Below are 26,293 nucleotides of genomic sequence, written 5' to 3'. Positions count from 1 at the left end.
CGGGCCGTCTGCGCCTCGCGCTCGGCGCGGACTTCGCCGGCGCCTGGGTGCGCGGCCCCGAGTCCGGCACGCTGACCGTGGCGACGACCGACGCCGACGACGTCCGCACCATCGAGGCGCAGGGCGCGCGGGCCGCCGTCGTCCCCCACTCCCTCGCCGAGCTGGACGCGGCCAAGGCCCGCCTGGACCGGGTGGCACACCGCAAGGGCAGCACGGCCGTGCCCGTCTGGTACGTCGACGTCCGCGCCAACAAGCTGGTCGTCCAGGCGGTACGGGCCTCCGCGGGGCATGCCCTGCTGGCCGCGGCCGGGGTCGACCGCTCCCTCACCCGCGTCGAGAAGTCCGCCGAGCAGCCCCGTGCGCTGTACGACCTGCGCGGCGGCGACGCGTACTACATGGGCGGCGGCGGCCGGTGCTCGGTCGGCTTCCCGGTCACCCGCGGCACGCAGCAGGGCTTCGCCACCGCCGGTCACTGCGGCCGGGCCGGCACCACCACCAGCGGCTACAACCAGGTCGCCCAGGGCACCTTCCAGGGCTCGGTCTTCCCCGGCCGCGACATGGCGTGGGTGGCCACGAACGCCAACTGGACGGCGACGCCGTACGTCAAGGGCGCGGGCGGCCAGAACGTGCAGGTCACGGGCTCCACACAGGCCACGGTCGGCGCGTCGGTGTGCCGCTCCGGCTCCACCACCGGCTGGCACTGCGGCACGATCCAGCAGCACAACACCAGCGTGACCTACCCCGAGGGCACCATCACCGGCGTCACCCGCACCTCGGTGTGCGCCGAGCCCGGCGACTCGGGCGGCGCGTACATCTCCGGCAGCCAGGCGCAGGGCGTCACCTCGGGCGGCTCGGGCAACTGCAGCAGCGGCGGCACGACGTACCATCAGCCGATCAATCCGCTGCTGCAGAACTACGGCCTGACGCTGAAGACCACCGGCGGCGGCGAGGAGCCCCCGCCCCCGGGCGGCGGCACCTGGGCGGCCGGCACGGTCTACCAGCCCGGCGACACGGTGACCTACGGCGGCGCCACGTACCGCTGCCTCCAGGGCCACCAGGCCCAGCCGGGCTGGGAACCCCCGAACGTCCCGGCGCTCTGGCAGCGCGCCTGAACAAGCACGCCTGAACAGCGGACACGCGAAAGGGCCCGCACGACCGAAGTCGTGCGGGCCCTCTCAGGTGCTCGCAGCAGGAGCTACCAGGTCAGATCAGCAAGCTCACTTGGTGATCTTGGTGACCTGGCCGGCGCCCACGGTCCGGCCACCCTCACGGATGGCGAACTTCAGGCCCTCCTCCATGGCGACGGGCTGGATGAGCTCCACCTTCATCTCGGTGTTGTCACCCGGCATGACCATCTCGGTGCCCTCGGGGAGGGTCACGACGCCGGTCACGTCCGTCGTACGGAAGTAGAACTGCGGGCGGTAGTTGTTGAAGAACGGGGTGTGACGGCCACCCTCGTCCTTCGACAGGATGTAGGCCTGGGCCTCGAACTCGGTGTGCGGGGTGACCGAGCCCGGCTTGATGATGACCTGGCCGCGCTCGACGTCCTCGCGCTTGATGCCGCGGAGGAGCAGACCGACGTTCTCACCGGCCTGGCCCTCGTCGAGCAGCTTGCGGAACATCTCGATGCCGGTGACCGTGGTGGTGGTCTTCTCCGGCTTGATGCCGATGATGTCGACGGTCTCGTTGACCTTGAGGACACCACGCTCGATACGGCCGGTGACGACCGTACCGCGACCGGTGATGGTGAAGACGTCCTCGATCGGCATCAGGAACGGCTTGTCGACGTCGCGCTCCGGCTCCGGGATCGCGGTGTCGACGGCGTCCATGAGGTCCAGGACCGACTGGCCCCACTCCTTGTCGCCCTCGAGGGCCTTGAGCGCCGAGACCTTGACGACGGGAACGTCGTCGCCCGGGAACTCGTACTCGGAGAGGAGCTCACGCACCTCGAGCTCGACGAGCTCCAGGATCTCCTCGTCGTCCACCATGTCGGCCTTGTTCAGGGCGACCACGATGTACGGAACACCGACCTGGCGGGCCAGGAGCACGTGCTCCTTGGTCTGCGGCATCGGGCCGTCGGTGGCGGCGACCACGAGGATGGCGCCGTCCATCTGAGCGGCACCGGTGATCATGTTCTTGATGTAGTCCGCGTGACCCGGGCAGTCGACGTGGGCGTAGTGACGCGCCTCCGTCTGGTACTCGACGTGCGCGATGGAGATGGTGATACCGCGCTGGCGCTCCTCGGGAGCCTTGTCGATCTGGTCGAAGGCCGAAGCCTCGTTCAGGTCCGGGTACTTGTCGTGCAGCACCTTGGTAATGGCGGCCGTGAGGGTCGTCTTACCGTGGTCGATGTGACCGATGGTGCCGATGTTGACGTGCGGCTTAGTCCGCTCGAACTTCGCCTTCGCCACTGGGGTCCTCCTGTGGAGTGGTTCTGTACGCCTTACTCATCGGCGCCAGGTGATCTTTGCTGGGAAACCCGGGCCCGGGGCATTCCGCCGGGTTGGTGGCGGAATGCCCCTTGCAGGCTCCGGGGTCAAGCCTACGGCGTGCGGACGGGGTCCGTTACTCGCCCTTGGCCTTCGCGATGATCTCCTCGGCGACGTTCCGCGGAACCTCGGCGTAGGAGTCGAACTGCATCGAGTAGCTTGCGCGACCCGACGTCTTGCTGCGGAGGTCTCCGACGTAGCCGAACATCTCCGACAGGGGCACGAGGCCCTTCACGACGCGGGCACCGGCCCGCTCCTCCATGGCCTGGATCTGGCCACGGCGGGAGTTGATGTCGCCGATGACGTCACCCATGTAGTCCTCGGGCGTGGTGACCTCGACGGCCATCATCGGCTCCAGGAGCACGGGCGAAGCCTTGCGCGCGGCCTCCTTGAAGGCCTGCGAACCGGCGATCTTGAACGCGAGCTCGGAGGAGTCCACCTCGTGGTAGGCACCGTCGAGCAGCGTCACGCGGACGCCCGTCATCTCGTAACCGGCGAGGATGCCGAACTGCATGGCCTCCTGCGCACCGGCGTCGACCGAAGGGATGTACTCCTTCGGCACGCGGCCACCGGTCACCTTGTTGACGAACTCGTAGGAGGCGTCGCCGCCCTCGATCGGCTCGATCGCGATGATGACGCGCGCGAACTGGCCGGTACCACCCGTCTGCTTCTTGTGGGTGTACTCGACCTTCTCGACCGACTTGCGGATGGTCTCGCGGTACGCGACCTGCGGCTTGCCGACGTTGGCCTCGACCTTGAACTCACGGCGCATGCGGTCGACCAGCACCTCGAGGTGCAGCTCGCCCATACCGCCGATGATGGTCTGGCCGGTCTCCTCGTCCGAGTGGACCTGGAAGGACGGGTCCTCCTCGGCCAGGCGCTGGATCGCGACGCCGAGCTTCTCCTGGTCGCCCTTCGACTTGGGCTCGATGGCGACCTGGATGACCGGGGCCGGGAAGTCCATGGACTCCAGGATCACCGGCTGCTTGTCGTCGGACAGCGTCTCACCGGTGGTGGTCTGCTTCAGGCCCATGACGGCGACGATGTCGCCGGCGCCCACCGACTCGATCTCCTCACGCTTGTTGGCGTGCATGCGGTAGATCTTGCCGATGCGCTCCTTCTTGCCCTTCACGGAGTTCAGCACCTGGGTGCCGGACTCCAGACGGCCGGAGTACACGCGGACGAAGGTGAGCTTGCCGAGGTGCGGGTCGCTCATGATCTTGAACGCCAGCGCCGCGAGCGGCTCGTCGTCGGACGGCTTGCGCCGCACGACCGTCTCCGCGTCCTTCGGGTCGTGGCCCTCGATGGCCTCCACGTCGAGCGGGGAGGGGAGGTAGCGCACGACCGCGTCGAGCAGGGGCTGCACGCCCTTGTTCTTGAAGGCGGTGCCGCAGAACACGGGGGTGACGGTGGTGCCGCCGCCCTTGCCGGAGGCGATGGTGATACGGCGGATCGCCGCGTACAGCTGCTCCTCGGAGGGCTCCTGGCCCTCGAGGTACAGCTCCATCAGCTCCTCGTCGTTCTCCGCGACGGCCTCGAGCAGCTTGCCGCGCCACTCCTCGGCGGCCTCGGTGTGCGTGGCCGGGATGTCGACGACGTCGTACATCTCGCCCTTGGCGGCCTCGGCGGACCACACGAGCGCCTTCATGCGGACCAGGTCCACGACGCCCTTGAAGTCGGCCTCGGCACCGATCGGCAGCTGCATGACGAGCGGCTGCGCACCCAGGCGGTCGCTGATCATGTCGACGCAGCGGTGGAACTCGGCGCCGGTGCGGTCGAGCTTGTTGACGAAGCAGATACGCGGAACGCCGTAGCGGTCCGCCTGACGCCACACGGTCTCGGACTGGGGCTCAACGCCGGCGACGCCGTCGAACACCGTCACGGCACCGTCGAGCACGCGCAGGGAACGCTCCACCTCGACGGTGAAGTCGACGTGGCCCGGCGTGTCGATGATGTTGATGGTGTGGTCGACGTCTTCCAGCGGCCAGTGGCAGGTGGTGGCAGCAGAGGTGATCGTGATGCCACGCTCCTGCTCCTGCTCCATCCAGTCCATGGTGGCAGCGCCGTCGTGGACCTCACCGATCTTGTACGAAACGCCGGTGTAGAACAGGATCCGCTCGGTGGTGGTCGTCTTGCCCGCGTCGATGTGGGCCATGATCCCGATGTTGCGGACCCTGGCCAGGTCAAGCGAAGTGGTAGCCATAAGGCTTCAGTCTTCTCTCGGTCTCGATGTGGACTGCGACTACCAGCGGTAGTGCGCGAAGGCCTTGTTGGACTCGGCCATCTTGTGCGTGTCCTCGCGCTTCTTCACAGCGGCACCGAGGCCGTTGCTGGCGTCGAGGAGCTCGTTGAGCAGACGCTCGGTCATGGTCTTCTCGCGACGGGCGCGGGAGTAACCGACCAGCCAGCGCAGCGCCAGCGTGTTGGCACGGCCGGGCTTGACCTCGACCGGGACCTGGTAGGTGGCACCACCGACACGGCGGGACTTGACCTCGAGGGTCGGCTTGATGTTCTCGAGAGCGCGCTTCAGCGTGATGACCGGGTCGTTGCCGGTCTTCTCGCGCAGGCCCTCCATGGCGCCGTAGACGATGCGCTCGGCGGTGGAGCGCTTGCCGTTCAGCAGCACCTTGTTGATCAGGGAGGTCACCAGAGGGGAGCCGTAGACCGGGTCGATGATGACCGGACGCTTCGGGGCGGGGCCCTTACGAGGCATTCTTACTTCTCCTTCTTGGCGCCGTAACGGCTGCGAGCCTGCTTGCGGTTCTTGACACCCTGGGTGTCGAGCGAACCGCGGATGATCTTGTAGCGAACACCCGGCAGGTCCTTCACACGGCCGCCGCGCACGAGCACGATGGAGTGCTCCTGCAGGTTGTGTCCCTCACCCGGAATGTAAGCGGTGACCTCGATGCCGCTGGTCAGACGCACACGCGCGACCTTGCGGAGGGCCGAGTTCGGCTTCTTCGGGGTGGTCGTGAACACACGCGTGCAGACGCCGCGACGCTGGGGCGAACCCTCGAGTGCGGGCGTCTTGTTCTTCTCGACCTTGTCCTGCCGGCCCTTGCGGACCAGCTGCTGGATCGTAGGCACTACTTCTCCGGTTTCTGTGTGCCGATGGGTACAGCTAACCTGGAACGTCGCCGACCCACGCGGTCGGGTGTGTCGAATCGTGCGGACCTCCGCCGCAAGGCAGAAAGAAGCGCAGATTGCGGTGGCCGTTCATCGGCCTCCGGTGCGGTTTTGATGGCACGCACGAAGGCCAGGGCACACCCCAGGCACAAGGTCTGAGCGTACCTATCGCATTCGCTGCGGTCAAAACAAATGGGCGCCGCCCACATCGCCATACGGCGTCTGTCAACCCCATGCGCACCGGATGATCTTCACGCCCAGGCCGGCCCCGTCGTCAGGTGGACGCCGCGGCCGCCACGATCATCAGCAGCAGGAAGGCCGCCCAGCCCGCCACGGACAGCCAGCCCAGGATCAGTCCTGCCAGTGCGAAGCCTTCGCCACCCTCGCCCGTACGACGTATCTCTGCACGGGCGGTGTGCCCCAGAACCACCGCCGGGATGCCGGTGATCCCGAAGGTCATGGTGGTCAGCACGCCGCAGATCATGGACCCGACCGCCTTGCCGTTCGTGGGCGGCGCCGGGGACGGCAGGAACGTGCGCGGAAGGGGCTGGAAGGCCGCGGGCTGCGTCATCATGGGGCCCTGTGGCAGATCGGCCACCAGCAGCGCCAGCTCCCCCACCGTGCGCGCCTGGTAGGCCCGCGCGACCCGCTTCTCGAACTCCTCCTGCTGCAGCCGGCCCTCGCCGAAGCCGGCCCGCAGCACGTCCACGGCCCGCTCACGGTCTGCGTGCGAGGCCAGCATCGCGCCGCTGTTCTGCCCCTGCCAGGGCGGCTGCTGCCCCTGCCACGGTGTCGGGTACGACACGGAACACCTCCCCCGCCGGAAGCCGGATGATGGCTCCTATCATCCTCCAACGCGACTGGCCAGGCATCGGTTCCCGCGTCACGTCCCTGTACCGGTCTCTGCCCGCCCACGCCGAAGGGCGGCCACCCCGTACGAAACGGGATGACCGCCCTCGCGATCAGGCGACTCGCTTACTGGTTGTACGGACCGTAGTCGTAGTCCTCCAGCGGGACGGCCTGGCCGGAGCCCGTGCCGAACGGCGAGTAGTCGATGTCGTCGTAGCCGACGGCCGAGTACATCGCGGCCTTGGCCTCCTCGGTCGGCTCGACCCGGATGTTGCGGTAGCGGGACAGACCCGTACCGGCCGGGATGAGCTTACCGATGATGACGTTCTCCTTGAGGCCGATCAGCGAGTCGGACTTGGCGTTGATCGCCGCGTCCGTGAGGACTCGCGTCGTCTCCTGGAAGGACGCCGCCGACAGCCAGGACTCCGTGGCCAGCGAGGCCTTGGTGATACCCATGAGCTGCGGACGACCGGAGGCCGGGTGACCGCCCTCCTGGACCACACGACGGTTCTCGTGCTCGAACTTCGAGCGCTCGACCAGCTCGCCGGGCAGCAGCTCGGCGTCGCCGGACTCGATGATCGTCACGCGGCGCAGCATCTGCCGGATGATGATCTCGATGTGCTTGTCGTGGATCGACACACCCTGCGAGTTGTAGACCTTCTGGACCTCGCCGACCAGGTGGACCTGGACGGCACGCTGACCCAGGATGCGCAGCACGTCGTGCGGGTTGGTGGCACCCACGGTGAGCTTCTGGCCCACCTCGACGTGCTCGCCCTCGCTGACCAGGAGACGGGCACGCTTCGAGATCGGGTACGCCGTCTCGTCGCTGCCGTCGTCCGGGGTGATGACGATCTTCTTGGTCTTCTCCGTCTCCTCGATGCGAACGCGGCCGCTCGCCTCGGAGATGGGAGCCACACCCTTCGGGGTACGGGCCTCGAAGAGCTCGACGACACGCGGCAGACCCTGGGTGATGTCGTCACCGGCCACACCACCGGTGTGGAAGGTACGCATCGTCAGCTGGGTACCGGGCTCACCGATGGACTGGGCGGCGATGATGCCGACCGCCTCACCGATGTCGACCAGCTTGCCGGTGGCGAGCGAACGGCCGTAGCACATCGCGCAGGTGCCGACGGCGGACTCGCAGGTCAGGACCGAGCGGGTCTTGACCGTCTGCACGCCGCGGGAGACGAGCTCCTCGATGAGCACGTCGCCCAGGTCGGTACCGGCCGGGGCCAGCACCTGACCGTCGACCACGATGTCCTCCGCGAGGCAGCGCGCGTACACGGAGGTCTCGACGTTCTCCGCCTTGCGCAGCACACCGTCGGCACCACGCTCGGCGATCTCCAGCTTGAGGCCGCGCTCGGTGCCGCAGTCCTCCTCGCGGATGATGACGTCCTGGGAGACGTCGACCAGACGACGGGTGAGGTAACCCGAGTCGGCGGTACGCAGAGCGGTGTCCGCCAGACCCTTACGGGCACCGTGCGTGGAGATGAAGTACTCCAGCACGGACAGACCCTCACGGAACGACGCCTTGATAGGCCGCGGGATCGTCTCGTTCTTGGCGTTCGACACCAGACCACGCATACCGGCGATCTGACGCATCTGCATCATGTTGCCTCGCGCACCCGAGTTCACCATCATGAAGATCGGGTTGGTCTTCGGGAAGTTGTCGTTCATCGCCTCGGCAACCTCGTTGGTCGCCTGGGTCCAGATCTGGATGAGCTCCTGCGTGCGCTCGTCCTTGGTGATCAGACCGCGCTCGTACTGCTTCTGGACCTTCTCGTCCGCCGCCTCCCACTTGGCGACGATCTCCTTCTTCGCCTCGGGGACGACGACGTCGGAGATGGCGACGGTGACGCCGGAACGGGTCGCCCAGTAGAAGCCGGCCGCCTTCAGGTTGTCGAGCGTCGCCGCCACGATGACCTTCGGGTAGCGCTCGGCGAGGTCGTTGACGATCTCGGAGAGCTGCTTCTTGCCGACCTCGTAGTCGACGAACGGGTAGTCCTCGGGCAGCAGCTCGTTGAAGAGCGCACGGCCCAGCGTGGTGTTCAGCCGGAAGCTGTCACCCTGCTGCCACTCGGGCTCGCCCTCCTCGCGCGCCGGCGGGGTCCAGCCGCGCGGCGGGATGGTGCCGACCGGGAAGCGGACGTCGATCTTCGACTGGAGCGACAGCTCGCCCGCGTCGAAGGCCATGATCGCCTCGGCGACCGAGGCGAAGGAACGGCCCTCGCCCTTGAGGTCGCGCATCTCGCCGTCGGTGGTGAGGAAGAACAGACCGAGGACCATGTCCTGGGTCGGCATCGTCACCGGGCGGCCGTCGGCGGGCTTGAGGATGTTGTTCGAGGACAGCATCAGGATGCGGGCCTCGGCCTGCGCCTCCGCGGACAGCGGCAGGTGCACGGCCATCTGGTCACCGTCGAAGTCCGCGTTGAACGCGGTGCACACGAGCGGGTGGATCTGAATGGCCTTGCCCTCGACCAGCTGCGGCTCGAAGGCCTGGATGCCGAGGCGGTGCAGGGTGGGCGCACGGTTCAGCAGCACCGGGTGCTCGGCGATGACCTCTTCGAGGACGTCGTACACCACGGTGCGGCCGCGCTCGACCATCCGCTTGGCGCTCTTGATGTTCTGCGCGTGGTTCAGGTCGACCAGGCGCTTCATCACGAACGGCTTGAAGAGCTCCAGCGCCATCGCCTTGGGCAGACCGCACTGGTGCAGCTTCAGCTGCGGACCGACGACGATCACGGAACGCGCCGAGTAGTCGACACGCTTACCGAGCAGGTTCTGACGGAAGCGGCCCTGCTTACCCTTCAGCATGTCGCTGAGGGACTTCAGCGGGCGGTTGCCCGGACCGGTGACCGGACGGCCGCGACGACCGTTGTCGAAGAGGGCGTCGACGGCCTCCTGGAGCATGCGCTTCTCGTTGTTCACGATGATCTCGGGCGCACCGAGGTCGAGAAGGCGCTTCAGTCGGTTGTTCCGGTTGATCACACGGCGGTACAGGTCGTTCAGGTCGGAGGTCGCGAAGCGGCCACCGTCCAGCTGCACCATCGGACGCAGGTCCGGCGGGATGACCGGCACGCAGTCGAGGACCATGCCCTTGGGGCTGTTGGAGGTCTGCAGGAAGGCAGACACGACCTTCAGCCGCTTCAGCGCACGGGTCTTCTTCTGGCCCTTGCCGGTACGGATGATCTCGCGAAGCTTCTCGGCCTCCTCCTCGAGGTCGAAGGACTCCAGGCGCTTCTGCAGCGCCGCGGCACCCATCGAGCCGTCGAAGTACGTGCCGAAGCGGTCACGCAGCTCGCGGTAGAGCAGCTCGTCGCCCTCGAGGTCCTGGACCTTGAGGTTCTTGAACCGGTTCCACACCTCGTCGAGACGGTCGATCTCGCGCTGCGCACGGTCGCGCAGCTGCTTCATCTCGCGCTCGGCACCCTCGCGCACCTTGCGGCGCACGTCCGCCTTGGCGCCCTCGGCCTCCAGCTCGGCCAGGTCCGACTCGAGCTTCTTGGCGCGGGCCTCCAGGTCGGCGTCCCGGCGGTTCTCGATCTGCTGGCGCTCGACGGAGACGTGCGCCTCCAGCGAGGGCAGGTCGCGCGTACGGCGCTCCTCGTCGACGTACGTGATCATGTACGCCGCGAAGTAGATGACCTTCTCGAGGTCCTTCGGCGCCAGGTCCAGCAGGTAGCCGAGGCGCGAGGGGACACCCTTGAAGTACCAGATGTGCGTGACGGGAGCGGCCAGCTCGATGTGGCCCATCCGCTCACGGCGCACCTTGGCGCGCGTGACCTCGACGCCACAGCGCTCGCAGATGATGCCCTTGAAGCGGACGCGCTTGTACTTGCCGCAGTAGCACTCCCAGTCCCGGGTCGGACCGAAGATCTTCTCGCAGAAGAGTCCGTCCTTTTCGGGCTTGAGGGTGCGGTAGTTGATGGTCTCGGGCTTCTTGACCTCGCCGTGGCTCCACTGACGGATGTCGTCAGCGGTGGCCAGGCCGATCCGGAGCTCGTCGAAGAAGTTGACGTCGAGCACTATGCGTCAATCCCTCTCAGGGTCGTAAGTCTTGGGGTCTGATACGGGGGTCCTGGGGCCGGCGGCCTCTTCGTGAGAGGCCGCCGGACTCCCGTCAGACCTCTTCGACGCTGCTCGGCTCGCGCCGGGACAGGTCGATGCCGAGCTCCTCCGCAGCGCGGAAGACGTCCTCGTCGGTGTCACGCATCTCGATGGACATACCGTCGCTGGACAGCACCTCCACGTTCAGGCACAGGGACTGCATCTCCTTGATGAGCACCTTGAAGGACTCGGGGATGCCGGGCTCAGGGATGTTCTCGCCCTTGACGATGGCCTCGTAGACCTTCACGCGGCCGGTGACGTCGTCGGACTTGATGGTCAGCAGCTCCTGGAGCGCGTAGGCGGCGCCGTACGCCTCGAGTGCCCACACCTCCATCTCGCCGAACCGCTGGCCACCGAACTGGGCCTTACCACCCAGCGGCTGCTGGGTGATCATGGAGTACGGACCGGTCGACCGGGCGTGCAGCTTGTCGTCGACCAGGTGGTGCAGCTTGAGGATGTACATGTAGCCGACCGAGATCGGGTCCGGGAACGGCTCACCGCTGCGGCCGTCGAACAGCCGCGCCTTGCCGGACGGGAGCACCATGCGCTCGCCGTCGCGGTTCGGGATGGTGTGCTGGAGCAGACCCGCGAGCTCGTCCTCGCGCGCGCCGTCGAAGACCGGGGTCGCGACGTTGGTGCCGGGCTCGACCTTGTCGGCGCCGATCGCCTGGAGGCGCTGGGCCCACTCGTCGGCCAGGCCGGAGACGTCCCAGCCGCGGCTGGCGAGCCAGCCGAGGTGGATCTCCAGGACCTGTCCCGGGTTCATTCGGGACGGCACACCCAGCGGGTTGAGGATGATGTCGACCGGGGTGCCGTCCTCCAGGAACGGCATGTCCTCGATCGGCAGGATCTTGGAGATGACGCCCTTGTTGCCGTGACGGCCGGCGAGCTTGTCACCGTCGGTGATCTTGCGCTTCTGCGCAACATACACACGCACCAGCTGGTTGACGCCGGGCGGCAGCTCGTCGCCCTCCTCGCGGTCGAAGACGCGCACACCGATGACCTTGCCGGTCTCGCCGTGCGGCACCTTCAGCGAGGTGTCACGGACCTCACGGGCCTTCTCACCGAAGATCGCGCGCAGCAGGCGCTCCTCGGGGGTCAGCTCGGTCTCACCCTTGGGCGTGACCTTGCCGACGAGGATGTCACCGGCGATGACCTCGGCACCGATACGGATGATGCCGCGCTCGTCGAGGTCGGCGAGGACCTCCTCGGAGACGTTCGGGATGTCCCGGGTGATCTCCTCGGGGCCGAGCTTGGTGTCACGGGCGTCGACCTCGTGCTCCTCGATGTGGATCGAGGAGAGGACGTCGTCCTGCACGAGGCGCTGCGACAGGATGATCGCGTCCTCGTAGTTGTGACCCTCCCACGGCATGAACGCGACGAGCAGGTTCTTGCCGAGCGCCATCTCACCCTGCTGGGTGGCCGGGCCGTCGGCGAGGACCTGGCCCTCGACGATCCGGTCGCCCTCGGCGACGATGACCTTCTGGTTGACCGAGGTGCCCTGGTTGGAGCGGGCGAACTTGGCCAGGCGGTACGTGATGTACGTGCCGTCGTCGTTGGCGGTGGTGATGTAGTCCGCGGAGACCTCCTGGACCACACCGGCCTTCTCGGCCTTGACGACGTCGCCGGCGTCGACGGCGGAGCGGTACTCCATGCCGGTGCCGACGAGCGGGGCCTCCGCCTGGATCAGCGGAACGGCCTGGCGCATCATGTTCGCGCCCATGAGGGCACGGTTGGCGTCGTCGTGCTCCAGGAAGGGGATCATGGCGGTCGCGACCGACACCATCTGGCGCGGCGAGACGTCCATGTAGTCCACGTCCTCGGGGCCGACGTAGTCGACCTCGCCGCCCTTGCGGCGGACCAGCACACGGGCCTCGGCGAACCGCAGGTCGTCGGTGAGCGGCGCGTTGGCCTGCGCGATGACGAAGCGGTCCTCCTCGTCGGCGGTCAGGTAGTCCACCTGGTCGGTGACCTGGCCGTCGATGACCTTGCGGTACGGGGTCTCGACGAAACCGAACGCGTTGACCCGGCCGTAGGTGGCGAGCGAGCCGATCAGACCGATGTTCGGGCCTTCGGGGGTCTCGATCGGGCACATGCGGCCGTAGTGCGACGGGTGAACGTCACGGACCTCGAAGCCGGCCCGCTCACGGGAGAGACCACCCGGGCCGAGCGCGGACAGACGACGCTTGTGCGTCAGCCCGGACAGCGGGTTGTTCTGGTCCATGAACTGGGACAGCTGGCTGGTGCCGAAGAACTCCTTGATGGAGGCGACGACCGGCCGGATGTTGATCAGGGTCTGCGGCGTGATCGCCTCGACGTCTTGCGTGGTCATGCGCTCACGCACGACGCGCTCCATACGCGCCAGACCCGTGCGGACCTGGTTCTGGATGAGCTCGCCGACGCTGCGCAGGCGGCGGTTGCCGAAGTGGTCGATGTCGTCGGTCTCGACGACGACCGGCTGGCCGTTGTCGCCGACGGTCTCGGTCTCACCGGCGTGCAGCTTCACCAGGTACTTGATCGTCGCGATGATGTCCTCGACGGTCAGGATGCCCGCGTCCAGCGGGGTGTCCGTACCCAGCTTCTTGTTGACCTTGTAGCGGCCGACCTTGGCGAGGTCGTAGCGCTTGGGGTTGAAGTAGAGGTTCTCGAGCAGCGTCTGCGCGGCCTCACGCGTGGGGGGCTCGCCCGGGCGCAGCTTGCGGTAGATGTCGAGCAGCGCGTCGTCCTGGCCCTGGGTGTGGTCCTTCTCCAGGGTGGCGCGCATCGACTCGTACTCGCCGAACTCCTCGAGGATCTGCTCGGTGGTCCAGCCGAGCGCCTTGAGCAGGACGGTGACGGACTGCTTGCGCTTGCGGTCGATACGGACACCGACCATGTCGCGCTTGTCGATCTCCATCTCCAGCCAGGCACCCCGGGACGGGATGATCTTGGCGGAGAAGATGTCCTTGTCGGAGGTCTTGTCGATGCTGGAGTCGAAGTAGACACCCGGCGAACGGACCAGCTGCGACACCACGACACGCTCGGTGCCGTTGATGACGAAGGTGCCCTTGTTCGTCATGAGCGGGAAGTCGCCCATGAAGACCGTCTGGGACTTGATCTCGCCGGTCTCGTTGTTGGTGAACTCGGCGGTGACGAAGAGCGGGGCCGCGTACGTGAAGTCGCGCTCCTTGCACTCGTCGATCGAGTTCTTCGGCGGCTCGAAGCGGTGGTCACGGAAGGTCAGCGACATCGACCCGCTGAAGTCCTCGATCGGGGAGATCTCCTCGAAGATCTCCTCCAGACCGGACTTGGTGGGGACGTCCTGACCGTTCTCGAGAGCCTCCTCGACCCGACTCTGCCAGGCCGTGTTGCCGAGCAGCCAGTCGAAGCTCTCGGTCTGCAGCGCGAGCAGGTTCGGAACCTCGAGAGGCTCCTTGATCTTTGCAAAGGAGATGCGCAGCGGGGCGGTGCTGGCGCCGTTGTTCGTATTCGCGGTCGAGGCGTTGCGCGAGGCGGCCAAGAGGGGGTCCTTCCGAGGGCTCGGACTCACTACGCGCGTACCGGTCCCCCACCGCGCCCCGGGACAGGCCCCTTCTGACGTGACCAAAAGGCCAGGTCAGAGATGATCTGTACGTCGGTGCTGAGGCGAGGGCAGACCCCTGGTGACGGGCAGGGGGCAGCTAACAGGCAGCGCAAAGGGTCAGTGTAGCCACTTGGCACACTGATGTCCAGTGCGGGTTTTTCGCGACCCTCGTTGTTCTCAACGCCCTCGGCATGCTCGCCCTCAATGCACGTTGATACTGCCCTCTTCGTCGTCGATCCATGCCTCGGATTCGGATCCTTGTGACGACGCGTCCTGAGAATTGCGCGCTGCGTGCGGTTCGTCAAGGCCCCCTTGCCCGAACTGCCCGAACCGAGACGCCCGAAGACACGACGATGATCACCATACCCCTCGCCGTCGAGGGTTCAAGGCAACCACCGGGCCACCCCCCGGAACGCCGAAGAGCGACCACCCGGATGGATGATCGCTCTTCGGTGCTACAGCGTTACAGGGGTCCTACGGGACCCTGCGCGGCAAAGGTCTTACTTGACCTCGACGGAGGCGCCGGCGCCCTCGAGGGCCTCCTTGGCCTTGTCGGCGGCTTCCTTGTTGACCTTCTCGAGAACCGGCTTCGGGGTGCCGTCGACCAGGTCCTTGGCCTCCTTGAGGCCCAGGGAGGTGAGCTCGCGCACGACCTTGATGACCTGGATCTTCTTGTCACCGGCGCCGGTGAGGATGACGTCGAACTCGTCCTTCTCCTCGACGGCCTCGGCGGCGGCGCCACCGGCGGCACCGCCGGCCATGACGACCGGCGCGGCAGCGGCGGCGGTGACGTCGAACTTCTCCTCGAAGGCCTTCACGAACTCGGAGAGCTCGATGAGGGTCATCTCCTCGAACTGGGCCAGCAGCTCGTCCTGGGTGAGCTTCGCCATGATGGCGGTCCTTCCACTAAATCGGCAGGTGCCGGATGTACTGGGTAAGGCGGGCGTACGTCGGGCCCGCATCGACCCTCACCTCACGCGGCGAGGGTCAAAAAGCGAGCCGAATTACTCGGCACCGCCCTGCTCGGCCTGCTTGGCACGAAGCGCGTCGACGGTGCGGACGAGCTTCGAGGGCAGCGCCTGGAAGACGGAGGCAGCCTGGGACTGCTTCGCCTTGAAGGCACCGGCCAGCTTGCTGAGCAGAACCTCGCGGGACTCGAGGTCCGCAAGCTTCTTGATCTCGTCGGCGGACAGCGCCTTGCCGTCAAGGACACCGCCCTTGATGACGAGATTCGGGTTCTCCTTGGCGAAGTCACGAAGACCCTTCGCCGACTCCACCGGGTCACCGGTGACGAAGGCGACGGCCGTCGGACCAGCGAAGAGCTGGTCGTCCAGCGTGATCCCGGCCTCGTTGGCCGCAATCTTGGTCAGCGTGTTCTTCACCACGGCGTACTGGGCGTTCTCACCGAGCGAACGACGCAGCGTCTTGAGCTGCGCCACGGTGAGACCGCGGTACTCGGTCAGCACGGCGGCGTTGGAGCTACGGAACTTGTCCGTCAGCTCGGCAACCGCGGCAGCCTTGTCGGGCCTCGCCATAGAGCCTCGGCCTCCTTCCGGGTGATTCGGACCGCGCGGACCCGAAGGAGGACTGGGGAAAACGAAACGCCCCGGGCGCAGGCGCACGGGGCGTAGCTCAACCGGTTCTTCGCACACACGAGGCGGCGAATCGCGGGAACTCTTCCACTGTCACCTGCGCGGGTCGTCCGCAGTTCAGCGGATCCTTCGGCCACCGCACCCTCTTGCGAGCGCACGGCAACGACCAGCGGTCTTTGGCTTCTGTGGAAGAGTACGCGACGGGATCGACGTCAGGCAAATCGGCCGAACGGGGGCTCAGAGACCGGCCTCGGAGTCCTCCCCCAGACCCTCCAGCTCCTTGAGCATCTCCATGAAGTCGAAGGTCTCACTCGCCGGCGGCGCCTGGACGTCGGCCGCGGCACCGTAGTCGGAGTAGTGGGCCGTCATGTTCATCGTGCCCTGCGTGAACTTCATGCCGACGACCATCTTGACCGGGTAGTTGTCCTCGTTCACCCAGACCTGGGTGTCGTAGCCCTTCATACCGGCCTTCTCGACGCTGTCGACCAGCTCCTGGCGCTCCTTCGCGGAGAGCAGGCTCTTGGTGCCCTTGTTGGCGTCGAGCATCTCCTCGAAGCTCAGCGTGCCCTTGTAGTGCTGCGTCTGGACGCCGTCGACCTTCTCCGGGCCGACGTGCTTCAGGTTCGGCGACTCCAGCAGCAGGGCGAGCTGCTGCGCCGGGTCCTGGTTCATGTTCTCCATGCCGCCGGTCAGCTGCTTCTGCAGGGCCGGGTCGCCGGATTCCTCGGCGATGGCGCCGAAGTCCATCTTCATCCAGCGCTTGCCGTCCATCTCGGCGGCCTGCTTCGCACCCATGTCCATGTACATGGCGTCGTCGAGCATGATCATGCGGATCTGCTCGGGAGCGTCCGGGTCGCCCGCGGTGAGCGCGGAGCCCTTCATGGTGACGTCCATGACGCCCGGGTCCCAGCCCTGGACCCCGGAGAGCTCCATGGTGCCGCCGCCGTCCATGGCTGCCGGCATCGTCATGGTCATCCGGACCTTGGAGGACTTCGCCTCGGAGGTCTTCTTGAAGGCGGCCTGGAGGACCTCGGTCATCTGGTTCTGCGTCTGGACCTGGGAGTCGGCCGAGCCCCCGGCCTTCTTCTTCCCGCCCCCGTCACCGTCCTGGCAGCCGGCGACACCGGCCACGACGACCGCGGCCGTCAGACAGACACCCGCGCGCTTCCATGCGGACATGGCCATGAATCCCCACCCCTGGTTTGCTGTTGATGCGCTGTGAAGTCAGTCGTACGGTAACGCACCCCACTGACACGGTCGTACGAAAAAACCGCCCCCCACGCCTCAGCAGGCGCAGGGGACGGCTTCACGTGCGTACCGGCCTCGGAGGGCCGGCCGGGCCGGCTCAGACCGCGGCCGGGTCCTCCTCGACGAGGAGGTTGCGGGTGCGGTTCGGGTCGACCGGGATGCCGGGGCCCATCGTGGTGGTGATGGCGGCCTTCTTGATGTAGCGGCCCTTGGCGGCGGACGGCTTCAGACGGAGGATCTCCTCCAGCGCGGCGCCGTAGTTCTCCACCAGCTTGGTGTCGTCGAACGACGTCTTGCCGATGATGAAGTGCAGGTTCGAGTGCTTGTCGACGCGGAACTCGATCTTGCCACCCTTGATCTCGGTGACGGCCTTGGCCACGTCGGGGGTGACGGTGCCGGTCTTCGGGTTCGGCATCAGACCACGCGGGCCGAGGACGCGGCCGAGGCGGCCGACCTTGCCCATGAGGTCCGGGGTGGCGACGACGGCGTCGAAGTCCAGACGGCCCTTCGACACCTCGTCGATCAGCTCGTCGGCGCCGACGATGTCGGCGCCCGCGGCACGCGCGGCCTCGGCACGGTCACCGGTCGCGAAGACCAGGACCCGGGCGGTCTTACCGGTGCCGTGCGGGAGGTTCACGGTGCCACGGACCATCTGGTCGGCCTTGCGCGGGTCGACACCCAGACGGAAGGCGACCTCGACGGTGCCGTCGAACTTGGTCGTGGAGGTCTCCTTGGCGAGACGGACGGCCTCGAGCGGGGCGTAGAGCTTGTCCCGGTCGATCTTGGCGTCCGCAGCGCGGAGAGACTTGCTGCGCTTGCTCACTTAAAGCTCCTGTGGGTTCTTAGGAGTCGTGGTCCGGGCCGAGCAGGCCCTGCCACTACTGCTGCTGGCTTACGGGGGTGGAGGTCAGCCCTCGACCGTGATGCCCATGGAACGGGCGGTGCCGGCGATGATCTTCTCGGCGGCGTCCAGGTCGTTGGCGTTGAGGTCGGGCATCTTGGTGGTGGCGATCTCACGGACCTGGTCACGCGTGATCTTCGCGACCTTGGTCTTGTGCGGCTCGCCGGAGCCCTTCTCCACGCCCGCGGCCTTGAGGATCATCTTGGCGGCCGGCGGGGTCTTGGTGATGAAGGTGAAGGAACGGTCCTCGTAGACCGTGATCTCCACCGGGATGACCCAACCGCGCTGCGACTCGGTCGCGGCGTTGTAGGCCTTGCAGAACTCCATGATGTTCACGCCGTGCTGGCCCAGCGCGGGGCCGACCGGCGGGGCCGGGTTGGCGGCACCGGCCTGGATCTGGAGCTTGATGAGCCCCGTGACCTTCTTCTTCTTGGGAGGCATGGCTCTCCGGGTCCTTTCGATTCGGGTCCTGCCCGCGTGACCGGGGACCACCCGGACGCAGGCATACCGCACAACTTTAACGGGTAGAGATGCGCGGCCAAAAACCGAGCAGGTCAGACGAGACGCGAGCGCCCGTCTGACCTGTTCGGAAGTGGTACGTCCAGAAAGTTCTGGAAGCCCTGGAAGAGCTCAGTTCTTCTGGATCTGGTCGAAGGAGAGCTCGACCGGCGTCTCGCGGCCGAAGATCTCCACCAGGCCCTTGACCTTCTTGGAGTCGGGGTTGATCTCGTTGATGGTCGCCTGCAGCGTGGCGAACGGGCCGTCGGTGACGGTGACCGAGTCGCCGACCTCGAAGTCCAGCACCTGGACCTCGACCTTGCGCTGCGGGGCCGGCTTGCCCTCGGCCTCGGCGGCCTCGCGGGCGGCCTTCTCCTCGGCCTCCGGGGCGAGCATCTTGACGATCTCGTCCAGGGTCAGCGGGTACGGGTCGTAGGCGTTGCCCACGAAGCCGGTGACGCCGGGGGTGTTGCGGACGACGCCCCAGGACTCGTTCGTCAGGTCCATGCGGACCAGGACGTAACCCGGCAGCTTGTTCTGCTTGATCGTCTTGCGGTCGCCGTTCTTGATCTGGACGACCTCTTCCTGCGGCACCTCGGCCTGGAAGATGTAGTCCTCGACGTTCAGCGAGACGGCGCGCTGCTCCAGGTTGGTCTTCACGCGGTTCTCGTAACCGGCGTAGGTGTGGATGACGTACCACTCGCCGGGCAGGGTGCGCAGTTCCTCGCGGAGCTTCTCGACCGGGTCGCGGTCGTCCTCGGCCTCTTCCTCGGCCTCCGCGGCGGCTTCCCCGGCTTCCTCGTCCTCGGCGGCCTCGGCGTCAGCAGCCTCGGTGCCGGCCTCGGTCTCCTCGGCGCCGGCCTCGTCCGCGGCGGCATCCGCAGCCTCGGCCTCCGGGGAGGCCGCGATGTCCTCGCTGTCCACGCCCTCGACAGTCTCGAGCTCGTCCTCGACGACGAACTCGGCCCCCTCGCCGTGAGGCTCAACGGCGTCGTTCACGTTCGGGTCAGACACGGTGGCTGCTTCTTCCTGGATACAGAGGGGTGGAACACGCGAAAGGGGCGCCGGGTACCTCGGCGCCCTTCGCTCTCGGCTCAGCCGAAGACGTACTTGGCGGCGTTGCTGAGGCCATAGTCGATCAGGGTGATCAGGCCGATCATGATGACGACGAAGATGATCACTGCGGTCGTGTACGACGTCAGCTGATTGCGGGTGGGCCAGACGACCTTGCGGAGCTCCGCGACGATCTGGCGGTAGAAGAGCGCGAGCCGCTTCAGCGGGCCCTTCTTGCCGCGCTTGCCGCCCTTGCGGGTCTTCTTCCTGGAGTCCGGCGCCTCGTCCTGGGCATCAGGCATGTCGATGGAGCCCACGGCGTCCGTCACTCGTCCTCACCTGATTCCGGGTCGTGGCCGTGCCGCGCCCGGTCTGAGCCGCACGGCGGTGCATTGCTGTACGTACATGCGCACACATCCTGGCGAAGGTGTGTGTAGCAGGGCCGGAGGGACTTGAACCCCCAACCGCTGGTTTTGGAGACCAGTGCTCTACCAATTGAGCTACGACCCTTTGTGTGTCCACCAACGTACCGCATTCGCCCGGATGCTTGGTGTGCACCGGATGAGCGCGGGCCCGCTGAAGGCCAACGAGGTGAGAGTGTACGTGGTCTCCGGCCGGGCGTCGAACAGAAAGCGCCCGTGGACGGCGGCCCCGGCGGAAGATCGCCACGGCTGCGGGGGCCCGCGGCGCGGGGATCCGGACGGATGTTCAGGGTTTGCCCGGTCCTGTTCAGTCTGTGAAACCCCGGTGCCGCGCCGGTTTCCGGTCTGAAACGATGGGCTGCATGAGCGCTGCAACCCCACCCACCGAGCGCCGGGTCTCCGCCCGCATCGGCGCGATCTCCGAGTCGGCCACCCTCGCCGTGGACGCCAAGGCCAAGGCCCTCAAGGCCGCCGGGCGACCGGTGATCGGCTTCGGCGCCGGTGAGCCCGACTTCCCCACCCCGGACTACATCGTCGAGGCCGCGATCGAGGCCTGCAAGAACCCGAAGTTCCACCGCTACACCCCGGCCGGCGGTCTGCCCGAGCTGAAGGCCGCGATCGCCGCGAAGACCCTGCGGGACTCCGGCTACGAGGTCGACCCGTCGCAGATCCTCGTCACCAACGGCGGCAAGCAGGCCATCTACGAGGCCTTCGCCGCGATCCTCGACCCGGGCGACGAGGTCATCGTCCCGGCGCCGTACTGGACGACGTACCCGGAGTCGATCCGCCTGGCCGGCGGTGTCCCGGTCGAGGTCGTCGCCGACGAGACGACCGGCTACCGGGTCTCGGTGGAGCAGCTGGAGGCCGCCCGCACCGAGAAGACGAAGGTCGTCCTGTTCGTCTCCCCGTCGAACCCGACCGGCGCCGTCTACAGCGAGGCCGAGACCGAGGCGATCGGCCAGTGGGCCGTCGAGCACGGGCTGTGGGTGCTGACCGACGAGATCTACGAGCACCTGGTCTACGGCGACGCCGTCTCCGTGTCCCTGCCGGCTCTGCTGCCCGAGCTGCGCGACAAGTGCATCGTGGTCAACGGCGTGGCGAAGACGTACGCGATGACGGGCTGGCGCGTGGGCTGGGTCATCGGCCCGAAGGACGTCGTGAAGGCCGCGACCAACCTCCAGTCGCACGCCACGTCCAACGTCTCCAACGTCGCGCAGGCGGCGGCGCTGGCCGCGGTCTCCGGTGACCTGGACGCGGTCGCGAAGATGCGCGAGGCCTTCGACCGGCGGCGCAGGACCATCGTGCGGATGCTCAACGAGATCGACGGCGTCGTCTGCCCGGAGCCGGAGGGCGCGTTCTACGCCTACCCGTCGGTGAAGGCGCTGATCGGCAAGGAGATCCGGGGCAAGCGCCCGCAGAACTCCGTGGAGCTGGCCGCGCTCATCCTGGAGGAGGCCGAGGTCGCGGTGGTGCCCGGTGAGGCGTTCGGCACGCCGGGCTACCTGCGGCTGTCGTACGCGCTCGGTGACGAGGACCTCGTCGAGGGTGTCTCGCGGATCCAGAAGCTGCTGGCGGAGGCGCGGGACTGAGGTTTTCGCTCCTGCCGCGTGGGGCGCCCGGGTTCTCCCGGGCGCCCTGTTCGTTTGTGCGAGCAAGACCACGTACGGGGAAAGCGCTACCGGGGCGGGTGGGGCGTGCGGCAGGATCCTGGGATGGAGCGTGTACGTGATGTCTCTGAGCTGCCGAAGGCCCATCTGCACCTGCACTTCACCGGGTCGATGCGGCCCACCACCCTGCTGGAGCTGGCCGACAAGTACGGGGTGCGCCTGCCCGAGGCGCTGACCGACGCGCTGACGAGCGGGGAGCCGCCGAGGCTGCGCGCCACCGACGAGCGGGGCTGGTTCCGCTTCCAGCGGCTGTACGACGCGGCGCGTTCCTGTCTGCGGGAGCCGGACGACATCCGGCGCCTGGTGCGGGAGGCGGCGGAGGAGGAGCTGCGGGACGGCTCCGGCTGGCTGGAGATCCAGGTGGACCCGACGTCGTACGCGCCCCGGCTGGGCGGGCTGATCCCGGCGCTGGAGATCATCCTGGACGCGGTGGACGCGGCGATGCGGGACACCGGGCTGGGGATGCGGGTGCTGGTGGCGGCGAACCGGATGAAGCATCCGCTGGACGCGCGGACGCTGGCCCGGCTGGCGGTGCGGTACGCGGACAGGGGGGTCGTCGGCTTCGGGCTGTCCAATGACGAGCGGCGCGGGATGGCCCGGGACTTCGACCGGGCGTTCGCCATCGCGCGGGAGGGCGGGCTGCTGTCGGCGCCGCACGGGGGTGAGCTGGCGGGACCCGCGTCGGTGCGGGACTGCCTGGACGACCTGGAGGCGGACCGGATCGGGCACGGGGTGCGGGCGGCGGAGAATCCACGGCTGCTGCGGCGGCTGGCGGACCGGCAGGTGACGTGCGAGGTGTGCCCGGCGTCGAATGTGGCGCTGGGCGTGTACGAGAAGCCGGAGGACGTACCGCTGCGGACGCTTTTCGAGGCGGGCGTGCCGCTGGCGCTGGGCGCCGACGACCCGCTGTTGTTCGGCTCGCGTCTGGCGGCGCAGTACGAGATCGCCCGGCAGCACCACGGCTTCTCGGACGCGGAGCTGGCGGAGCTGGCGCGTCAGTCGGTGCGGGGGTCGGCGGCGCCGGAGGAGGTGAAGGAGAAGCTGCTGGCGGGGGTCGACGAGTGGCTCAGCGGTCCTGTGGAGGCTACAGGCTGACGCCGACCGTCACCGGCTCGTTGACCAGGGTGATGCCGAAGGCTTCACGGACGCCGGTGACGACTTCGCGGGCCAGGGCGAGGAGGTCCTCCGTGGTGGCGTTGCCGCGGTTGGTCAGGGCGAGGGTGTGCTTGGTGGAGATGCGGGCGGGGCCGGTGCCGTAGCCCTTGCTGAAGCCCGCCTTGTCGATCAGCCAGGCCGCGGAGGTCTTGGTGTGGCCGTCGCCCGCGGGGTAGGCGGGGGGCTCGGCGTCGGCGCCGAGGCGCTGCTTCACGCGCGCGTGGAAGGCCTGGAACTCGTCGTCGGTGAGGATCGGGTTGGTGAAGAAGGAGCCGGCCGACCAGGTGTCGTGGTCGTCGGGGTCCAGGACCATGCCCTTGCCCGCGCGGAGCTTGAGGACGGTCTCGCGGGCGGTGGCCAGGGGGACGCGGTCGCCGGGGGCCACGCCGAGGGCGCGGGCCGTCTCTGCGTACTTGATGGGGCCGGAGAGGCCGTCGGCGTCCTCGAGGTCGAAGCGGACGCGCAGGACGACGTAGCGCTCCGGGTCGGACTTGAAGCGGCTGTGGCGGTAGGAGAAGGCGCAGTCGGCGTTGGCGAGGGTGACGGTCTCGCGGGTGCGGCGGTCGTAGGCGATCACCTCGGTGATCGTGGAGGAGACCTCCTGGCCGTAGGCGCCGACGTTCTGGATGGGGGTGGCGCCGGCCGAGCCGGGGATGCCGGCCAGGCACTCGATGCCGGCGAGCCCTGCCTCGACGGTGCGGGCGACGGCGTCCGTCCAGACTTCGCCGGCGGCGAGTTCGAGACGGGTGCCGTGGAGGGTGAAGCCCTTGGTGGCGATGACGAGGGCGGTGCCGTCGAAGCCCTTGTCGCCGATGACGAGGTTGGAGCCGCCGCCGATGATGAGGAGGGGGGTGCCGGTGTCGTCGGCCTCGCGGACGACGGAGATCACCTCGTCGTCGGTCGTCGCGGTGACCAGGCGGGTGGCGGGGCCGCCCAGCCGGAAGGTGGTCAGCGGGGCGAGGGGGGCGTCGTGGAGTTCCTGCACGCCGCTAAGGGTACGGGGGCGGGGGGCGTCGGTTCGAGCTGCGGCCGTCTGCGGGTCCGGTGGGTGGATGCCTGCGGCGCCACTGCCCCTCCGGTGGGGGCGGGCGTAGCGCCTCATGCCGGTGGGTGAGTCGGGGCCGGGGCGGTGGTGTCCGTCCTCGGTCTGGCGCGAAATAGGTCGACACAGAGAGCGGGTCGGCGCGGACGCGCCAGCCGCTGCGGGCAGACACCACCGCCCCGTCCCCTTCCCGCCGTGGGCGCCTGCGGGCAATCCCTACCCAGCTGCGGGCAATCGTGCCGCTGGGGCAGCACGGGTGGGCGGTGGGGGTCCCCCCGCTCGAGCGAAGCCGAGAGTGGGGGAGGCACCCCGCCAGCACGGGCAAGCGACGCCCACACCCGCGCCGGGCTACGAACGCTGGACCACCTGGCCGACGCCCCTCGTTTTCAGGGCCCGGCGGGGAAAATCGCCGCCCTCAGGATTGAGCCGGGGCTGATTGTCGTACGTATGGTCTCTTGAGGGGGTCTCGGCAGCGCGGCGAGAGGCGGCAGGTAGCGATGACTCACGGTATGCGGTCGGACACGTACAGCCCCCATTTCGATGGCGACAACGACTGGCGGGACACCGCCACCCGTTATGCGCTGCTCCCCCTCAGGATCTTCCTGGGGGTGACCTTCATCTACGCCGGCCTCGACAAGCTGACCGACAGTGCGTTCATGAAGGACTCCGGTGCGGGATCCATCGGCGAGATGATGCGGGGCGTCCGGGACTCCTCCGCCATTCCGGCGATGGTCGACATGGCCCTGGAGAACCCTGTGGCGTTCGGTTACGCGATCGCCTTCGGTGAGCTGGCCGTGGGGATCGGCACGCTGCTGGGGCTGCTCACACGGCTCGCCGCCCTGGGGGGCGCGCTGATCTCGCTCAGCCTGTGGCTGACGGTGAGCTGGGCATCCGACCCGTACTACTACGGGAACGACCTCCCCTATCTCATGGCCTGGATTCCGCTGGTGCTGGCCGGTGCTCCTCTGCTGTCCGTGGATGCCGCGCTGCGGGCGCGGCGGCGGCAGCGGGTGGGGGGTTACCGGTAGCTCCCGTCCGCGCGGGCGTTCGGCTCTCTTCGGCGGCGTACGAGGCTGGTGACGAGAGCCACCGCGCCCGCCAGGCACAGGCCGCCGGTGACGACGGGGATGACCACGAACCACGGGGTCTCCCACGCGTCGCCCGCGTCGCCGGCGTAGATCACCCCGGCGAGGGTGAGGAAGGCACCGGCGACCAGCCGGCCGGGCTGGAACTCATGACGTAGCACGGCTCACCTCCGCCTGTCCCGCGCCGACCTGGAGGTCCAGGTGGAGCGTGCCGGCCTGGTCCGCGTGCGGGGGCGGTTCGAGGGTCAGTTGCTTCCGCTTGCCCGGCGCCACGTCCACGTCCTTGGTGTCGTCGCCCGGCAACTGGATGTCGCCGAGTCCTACGTCGATGTTCAGCCGCACCGTCGCGTCCTTCGGGACGATCACATGAAGGCGGCCCAGGCCCACGTCCGCCCTTGTCGACACGCTCTTGCCGTCCGGTACGCGTATGCCGGACAGATCGAGCGTGCCGGTGCCGGTGCCCAGTTCGTAGGACGGGCGTATCTGTGCGGTGGAGGTGGGCTCCCAGGTCGTGCGTCTCCAGTCGGTGCCGACATCCTTCGGCAGAGCGGCCGACGCGGCGAGGAGGCCCGCGGTGATGATCGCGAGGATGAGGGACCCGGCGCCGGTGCGGCCCAGGAAGGCGCTGAGGGCGATGCCCAGGCCGAACACGGCGAGGGCGCAGGCGAGGCCGGTCTGCAGGCTGTCACCCAGGGGGCGGTCGTCCCAGGTGAGGCGGGTGCCGAGGAAGGCTGCCAGGAGCGCCAGGAGGAAGACCCAGCCGCCGATCCAGCGGGGGCCGCGCGGTTTCGGGGCGTGGGGACGCGGGGTGTCCGGGTCGGCGCCGGTGTGGGTGCCCAGGCTGATGTTGATCGCGGCGGCGACGTCGCGGTCGCGGGAGTCCCAGGGGCCCCAGAGATAGCCGGTGCCGCCGATGTGGGTGCCGTCCTTGACGATGGGGTCACGCCACCAGGAGGGGTAGGCGCCCGGAACCGGCGGGGCCTGTGGCTCCGGAGGGGCGTCGGCCGTGGCCTGGGCGGCGAGCGGGTCGGGGCTGGGCGCGCCGCGGTGCCGCGACCAGTACCCGGCGCCGGCGAGCAGGATGGACAGTATGACGGCGAAGCTCAGCACGCCGCTGTTGTTCAGCATGGTCAGGAAGACCCCGCAGCCGACCAGGGCGAACAGCACGGCCGTCAGCGTGTGGCCCTCGACCCGGCCGCTGAGCAGTCTGCGGAACTCGTGCTCCTCCTCGTCGTCGTAGGGCACGAAGAGCCAGGCGAAGCCGTAGAAGATCAGGCCGAGGCCGCCGGTGGCGGAGAGCACCGCGAGGGTGATCCGGAAGATCACCGGGTCCATGTCGCACTGCCGGCCGAGACCGGCGCAGACCCCGCCGAGCATCTTGTGCCGGCGGTCGCGCCGGAAGTGGCGGGGCGGCTCGGGTGCGGTCTCGCCGGGCCCGGCCGGCGGTGGGGCGGTGGCTCCCGCGGTCGCTCCTTCCTTTCCGCGCGCGCCCGCCTG

The 26,293-nt window shown here is 68.1% G+C and carries 21 protein-coding genes and 1 tRNA gene; 4 read left to right on the top strand and 18 right to left on the bottom strand.

Annotated features, from left to right (window positions below; genetic code table 11):
- A partial coding sequence (locus N4P33_RS14225) for an alpha-lytic protease prodomain-containing protein (RefSeq protein WP_260826822.1) occupies positions 1–1,112 on the top strand: 1,112 nt, incomplete at its 5' end.
- Between the two features lie 105 nt (positions 1,113–1,217).
- Here N4P33_RS14225 and tuf read toward each other — a convergent pair.
- The 15 genes from tuf to N4P33_RS14150 all read right to left on the bottom strand — a co-directional run bounded on the left by tuf (position 1,218) and on the right by N4P33_RS14150 (position 19,935).
- The gene (tuf, locus tag N4P33_RS14220; protein WP_260826819.1) at positions 1,218–2,411 is read right to left on the bottom strand and encodes an elongation factor Tu; all 1,194 of its coding nucleotides are present in this window, start codon (positions 2,409–2,411) and stop codon (positions 1,218–1,220) included.
- A 154-nt stretch (positions 2,412–2,565) separates the two neighbouring features.
- Positions 2,566–4,692: an elongation factor G gene (fusA, locus tag N4P33_RS14215; RefSeq protein WP_260826818.1), complete on the bottom strand. Its 2,127-nt coding sequence runs from the start codon at positions 4,690–4,692 to the stop codon at positions 2,566–2,568.
- 39 nt (positions 4,693–4,731) lie between these two features.
- Entirely contained in the window at positions 4,732–5,202 is a 471-nt protein-coding gene (rpsG, locus tag N4P33_RS14210; RefSeq protein WP_003998848.1) for a 30S ribosomal protein S7, read from the bottom strand.
- A 2-nt stretch (positions 5,203–5,204) separates the two neighbouring features.
- Entirely contained in the window at positions 5,205–5,576 is a 372-nt protein-coding gene (gene rpsL / locus N4P33_RS14205; RefSeq protein ID WP_003948652.1) for a 30S ribosomal protein S12, read from the bottom strand.
- Between the two features lie 313 nt (positions 5,577–5,889).
- Positions 5,890–6,420: a DUF1707 and DUF4190 domain-containing protein gene (locus N4P33_RS14200; protein ID WP_260826817.1), complete on the bottom strand. Its 531-nt coding sequence runs from the start codon at positions 6,418–6,420 to the stop codon at positions 5,890–5,892.
- Between the two features lie 170 nt (positions 6,421–6,590).
- Positions 6,591–10,490, bottom strand: coding sequence for a DNA-directed RNA polymerase subunit beta' (locus N4P33_RS14195; RefSeq protein ID WP_260826816.1), 3,900 nt, complete (start codon positions 10,488–10,490; stop codon positions 6,591–6,593).
- 94 nt (positions 10,491–10,584) lie between these two features.
- Complete coding sequence (rpoB, locus tag N4P33_RS14190; protein WP_260826814.1) at positions 10,585–14,070, bottom strand: DNA-directed RNA polymerase subunit beta; 3,486 nt, start codon at positions 14,068–14,070, stop codon at positions 10,585–10,587.
- A gap of 563 nt (positions 14,071–14,633) precedes the next feature.
- On the bottom strand, positions 14,634–15,023 hold the full coding sequence (rplL, locus tag N4P33_RS14185; protein WP_260826813.1) for a 50S ribosomal protein L7/L12: 390 nt from the start codon (positions 15,021–15,023) through the stop codon (positions 14,634–14,636).
- Positions 15,024–15,137: 114 nt separating this feature from the next.
- Entirely contained in the window at positions 15,138–15,668 is a 531-nt protein-coding gene (rplJ, locus tag N4P33_RS14180; protein WP_167991102.1) for a 50S ribosomal protein L10, read from the bottom strand.
- A gap of 294 nt (positions 15,669–15,962) precedes the next feature.
- Positions 15,963–16,910: a hypothetical protein gene (locus N4P33_RS14175; protein WP_260826810.1), complete on the bottom strand. Its 948-nt coding sequence runs from the start codon at positions 16,908–16,910 to the stop codon at positions 15,963–15,965.
- 160 nt (positions 16,911–17,070) lie between these two features.
- Positions 17,071–17,796: a 50S ribosomal protein L1 gene (rplA, locus tag N4P33_RS14170; RefSeq protein WP_260826809.1), complete on the bottom strand. Its 726-nt coding sequence runs from the start codon at positions 17,794–17,796 to the stop codon at positions 17,071–17,073.
- 84 nt (positions 17,797–17,880) lie between these two features.
- Positions 17,881–18,315, bottom strand: coding sequence for a 50S ribosomal protein L11 (gene rplK / locus N4P33_RS14165; RefSeq protein ID WP_189287518.1), 435 nt, complete (start codon positions 18,313–18,315; stop codon positions 17,881–17,883).
- Positions 18,316–18,504: 189 nt separating this feature from the next.
- Positions 18,505–19,386 (bottom strand): transcription termination/antitermination protein NusG, encoded by an 882-nt coding sequence (nusG, locus tag N4P33_RS14160; RefSeq protein ID WP_260826808.1) that lies wholly within the window; start codon positions 19,384–19,386, stop codon positions 18,505–18,507.
- An 80-nt stretch (positions 19,387–19,466) separates the two neighbouring features.
- Positions 19,467–19,754: a preprotein translocase subunit SecE gene (gene secE / locus N4P33_RS14155; protein WP_260826807.1), complete on the bottom strand. Its 288-nt coding sequence runs from the start codon at positions 19,752–19,754 to the stop codon at positions 19,467–19,469.
- Between the two features lie 108 nt (positions 19,755–19,862).
- Positions 19,863–19,935, bottom strand: a tRNA-Trp gene (locus N4P33_RS14150).
- A 274-nt stretch (positions 19,936–20,209) separates the two neighbouring features.
- Here N4P33_RS14150 and N4P33_RS14145 point away from each other — a divergent pair.
- Positions 20,210–21,436, top strand: coding sequence for a pyridoxal phosphate-dependent aminotransferase (locus N4P33_RS14145; RefSeq protein ID WP_260826805.1), 1,227 nt, complete (start codon positions 20,210–20,212; stop codon positions 21,434–21,436).
- Positions 21,437–21,559: 123 nt separating this feature from the next.
- Complete coding sequence (locus N4P33_RS14140; RefSeq protein ID WP_260826803.1) at positions 21,560–22,609, top strand: adenosine deaminase; 1,050 nt, start codon at positions 21,560–21,562, stop codon at positions 22,607–22,609.
- On the opposite strand, the gene N4P33_RS14135 is transcribed toward N4P33_RS14140, so the two are convergent.
- Entirely contained in the window at positions 22,599–23,654 is a 1,056-nt protein-coding gene (locus N4P33_RS14135; protein ID WP_260826801.1) for a UDP-N-acetylmuramate dehydrogenase, read from the bottom strand. The two genes, N4P33_RS14140 and N4P33_RS14135, sit on opposite strands and share 11 nt — an antisense overlap.
- 554 nt (positions 23,655–24,208) lie before the next feature.
- Here N4P33_RS14135 and N4P33_RS14130 point away from each other — a divergent pair.
- Positions 24,209–24,739, top strand: coding sequence for a DoxX family protein (locus N4P33_RS14130; protein WP_260826800.1), 531 nt, complete (start codon positions 24,209–24,211; stop codon positions 24,737–24,739).
- On the opposite strand, the gene N4P33_RS14125 is transcribed toward N4P33_RS14130, so the two are convergent.
- Positions 24,730–24,957 (bottom strand): hypothetical protein, encoded by a 228-nt coding sequence (locus tag N4P33_RS14125; RefSeq protein ID WP_260826798.1) that lies wholly within the window; start codon positions 24,955–24,957, stop codon positions 24,730–24,732. The two genes, N4P33_RS14130 and N4P33_RS14125, sit on opposite strands and share 10 nt — an antisense overlap.
- The coding region (locus tag N4P33_RS14120; RefSeq protein WP_260826796.1) for a PspC domain-containing protein at positions 24,944–26,293 on the bottom strand (1,350 nt) is incomplete at its 5' end. The genes N4P33_RS14125 and N4P33_RS14120, both read right to left, overlap by 14 nt.

The sequence above is a fragment of the Streptomyces sp. 15-116A genome, assembly GCF_025290915.1.
Lineage (GTDB): Bacteria > Actinomycetota > Actinomycetes > Streptomycetales > Streptomycetaceae > Streptomyces.
This window is presented reverse-complemented; position numbering and strand designations above follow the sequence as displayed.

Bases quoted from the DNA above. Each gene is read 5' to 3' on its own strand.
- fusA (WP_260826818.1), bottom strand. From the start codon at position 4,692: ATGGCTACCACTTCGCTTGACCTGGCCAGGGTCCGCAACATCGGGATC.
- rpsG (WP_003998848.1), bottom strand. From the start codon at position 5,202: ATGCCTCGTAAGGGCCCCGCCCCGAAGCGTCCGGTCATCATCGACCCG.
- rplL (WP_260826813.1), bottom strand. From the start codon at position 15,023: ATGGCGAAGCTCACCCAGGACGAGCTGCTGGCCCAGTTCGAGGAGATG.
- rplJ (WP_167991102.1), bottom strand. From the start codon at position 15,668: ATGGCGAGGCCCGACAAGGCTGCCGCGGTTGCCGAGCTGACGGACAAG.
- N4P33_RS14175 (WP_260826810.1), bottom strand. From the start codon at position 16,910: ATGGCCATGTCCGCATGGAAGCGCGCGGGTGTCTGTCTGACGGCCGCG.
- rplK (WP_189287518.1), bottom strand. From the start codon at position 18,315: ATGCCTCCCAAGAAGAAGAAGGTCACGGGGCTCATCAAGCTCCAGATC.
- N4P33_RS14145 (WP_260826805.1), top strand. From the start codon at position 20,210: ATGAGCGCTGCAACCCCACCCACCGAGCGCCGGGTCTCCGCCCGCATC.
- N4P33_RS14140 (WP_260826803.1), top strand. From the start codon at position 21,560: ATGGAGCGTGTACGTGATGTCTCTGAGCTGCCGAAGGCCCATCTGCAC.
- N4P33_RS14130 (WP_260826800.1), top strand. From the start codon at position 24,209: ATGACTCACGGTATGCGGTCGGACACGTACAGCCCCCATTTCGATGGC.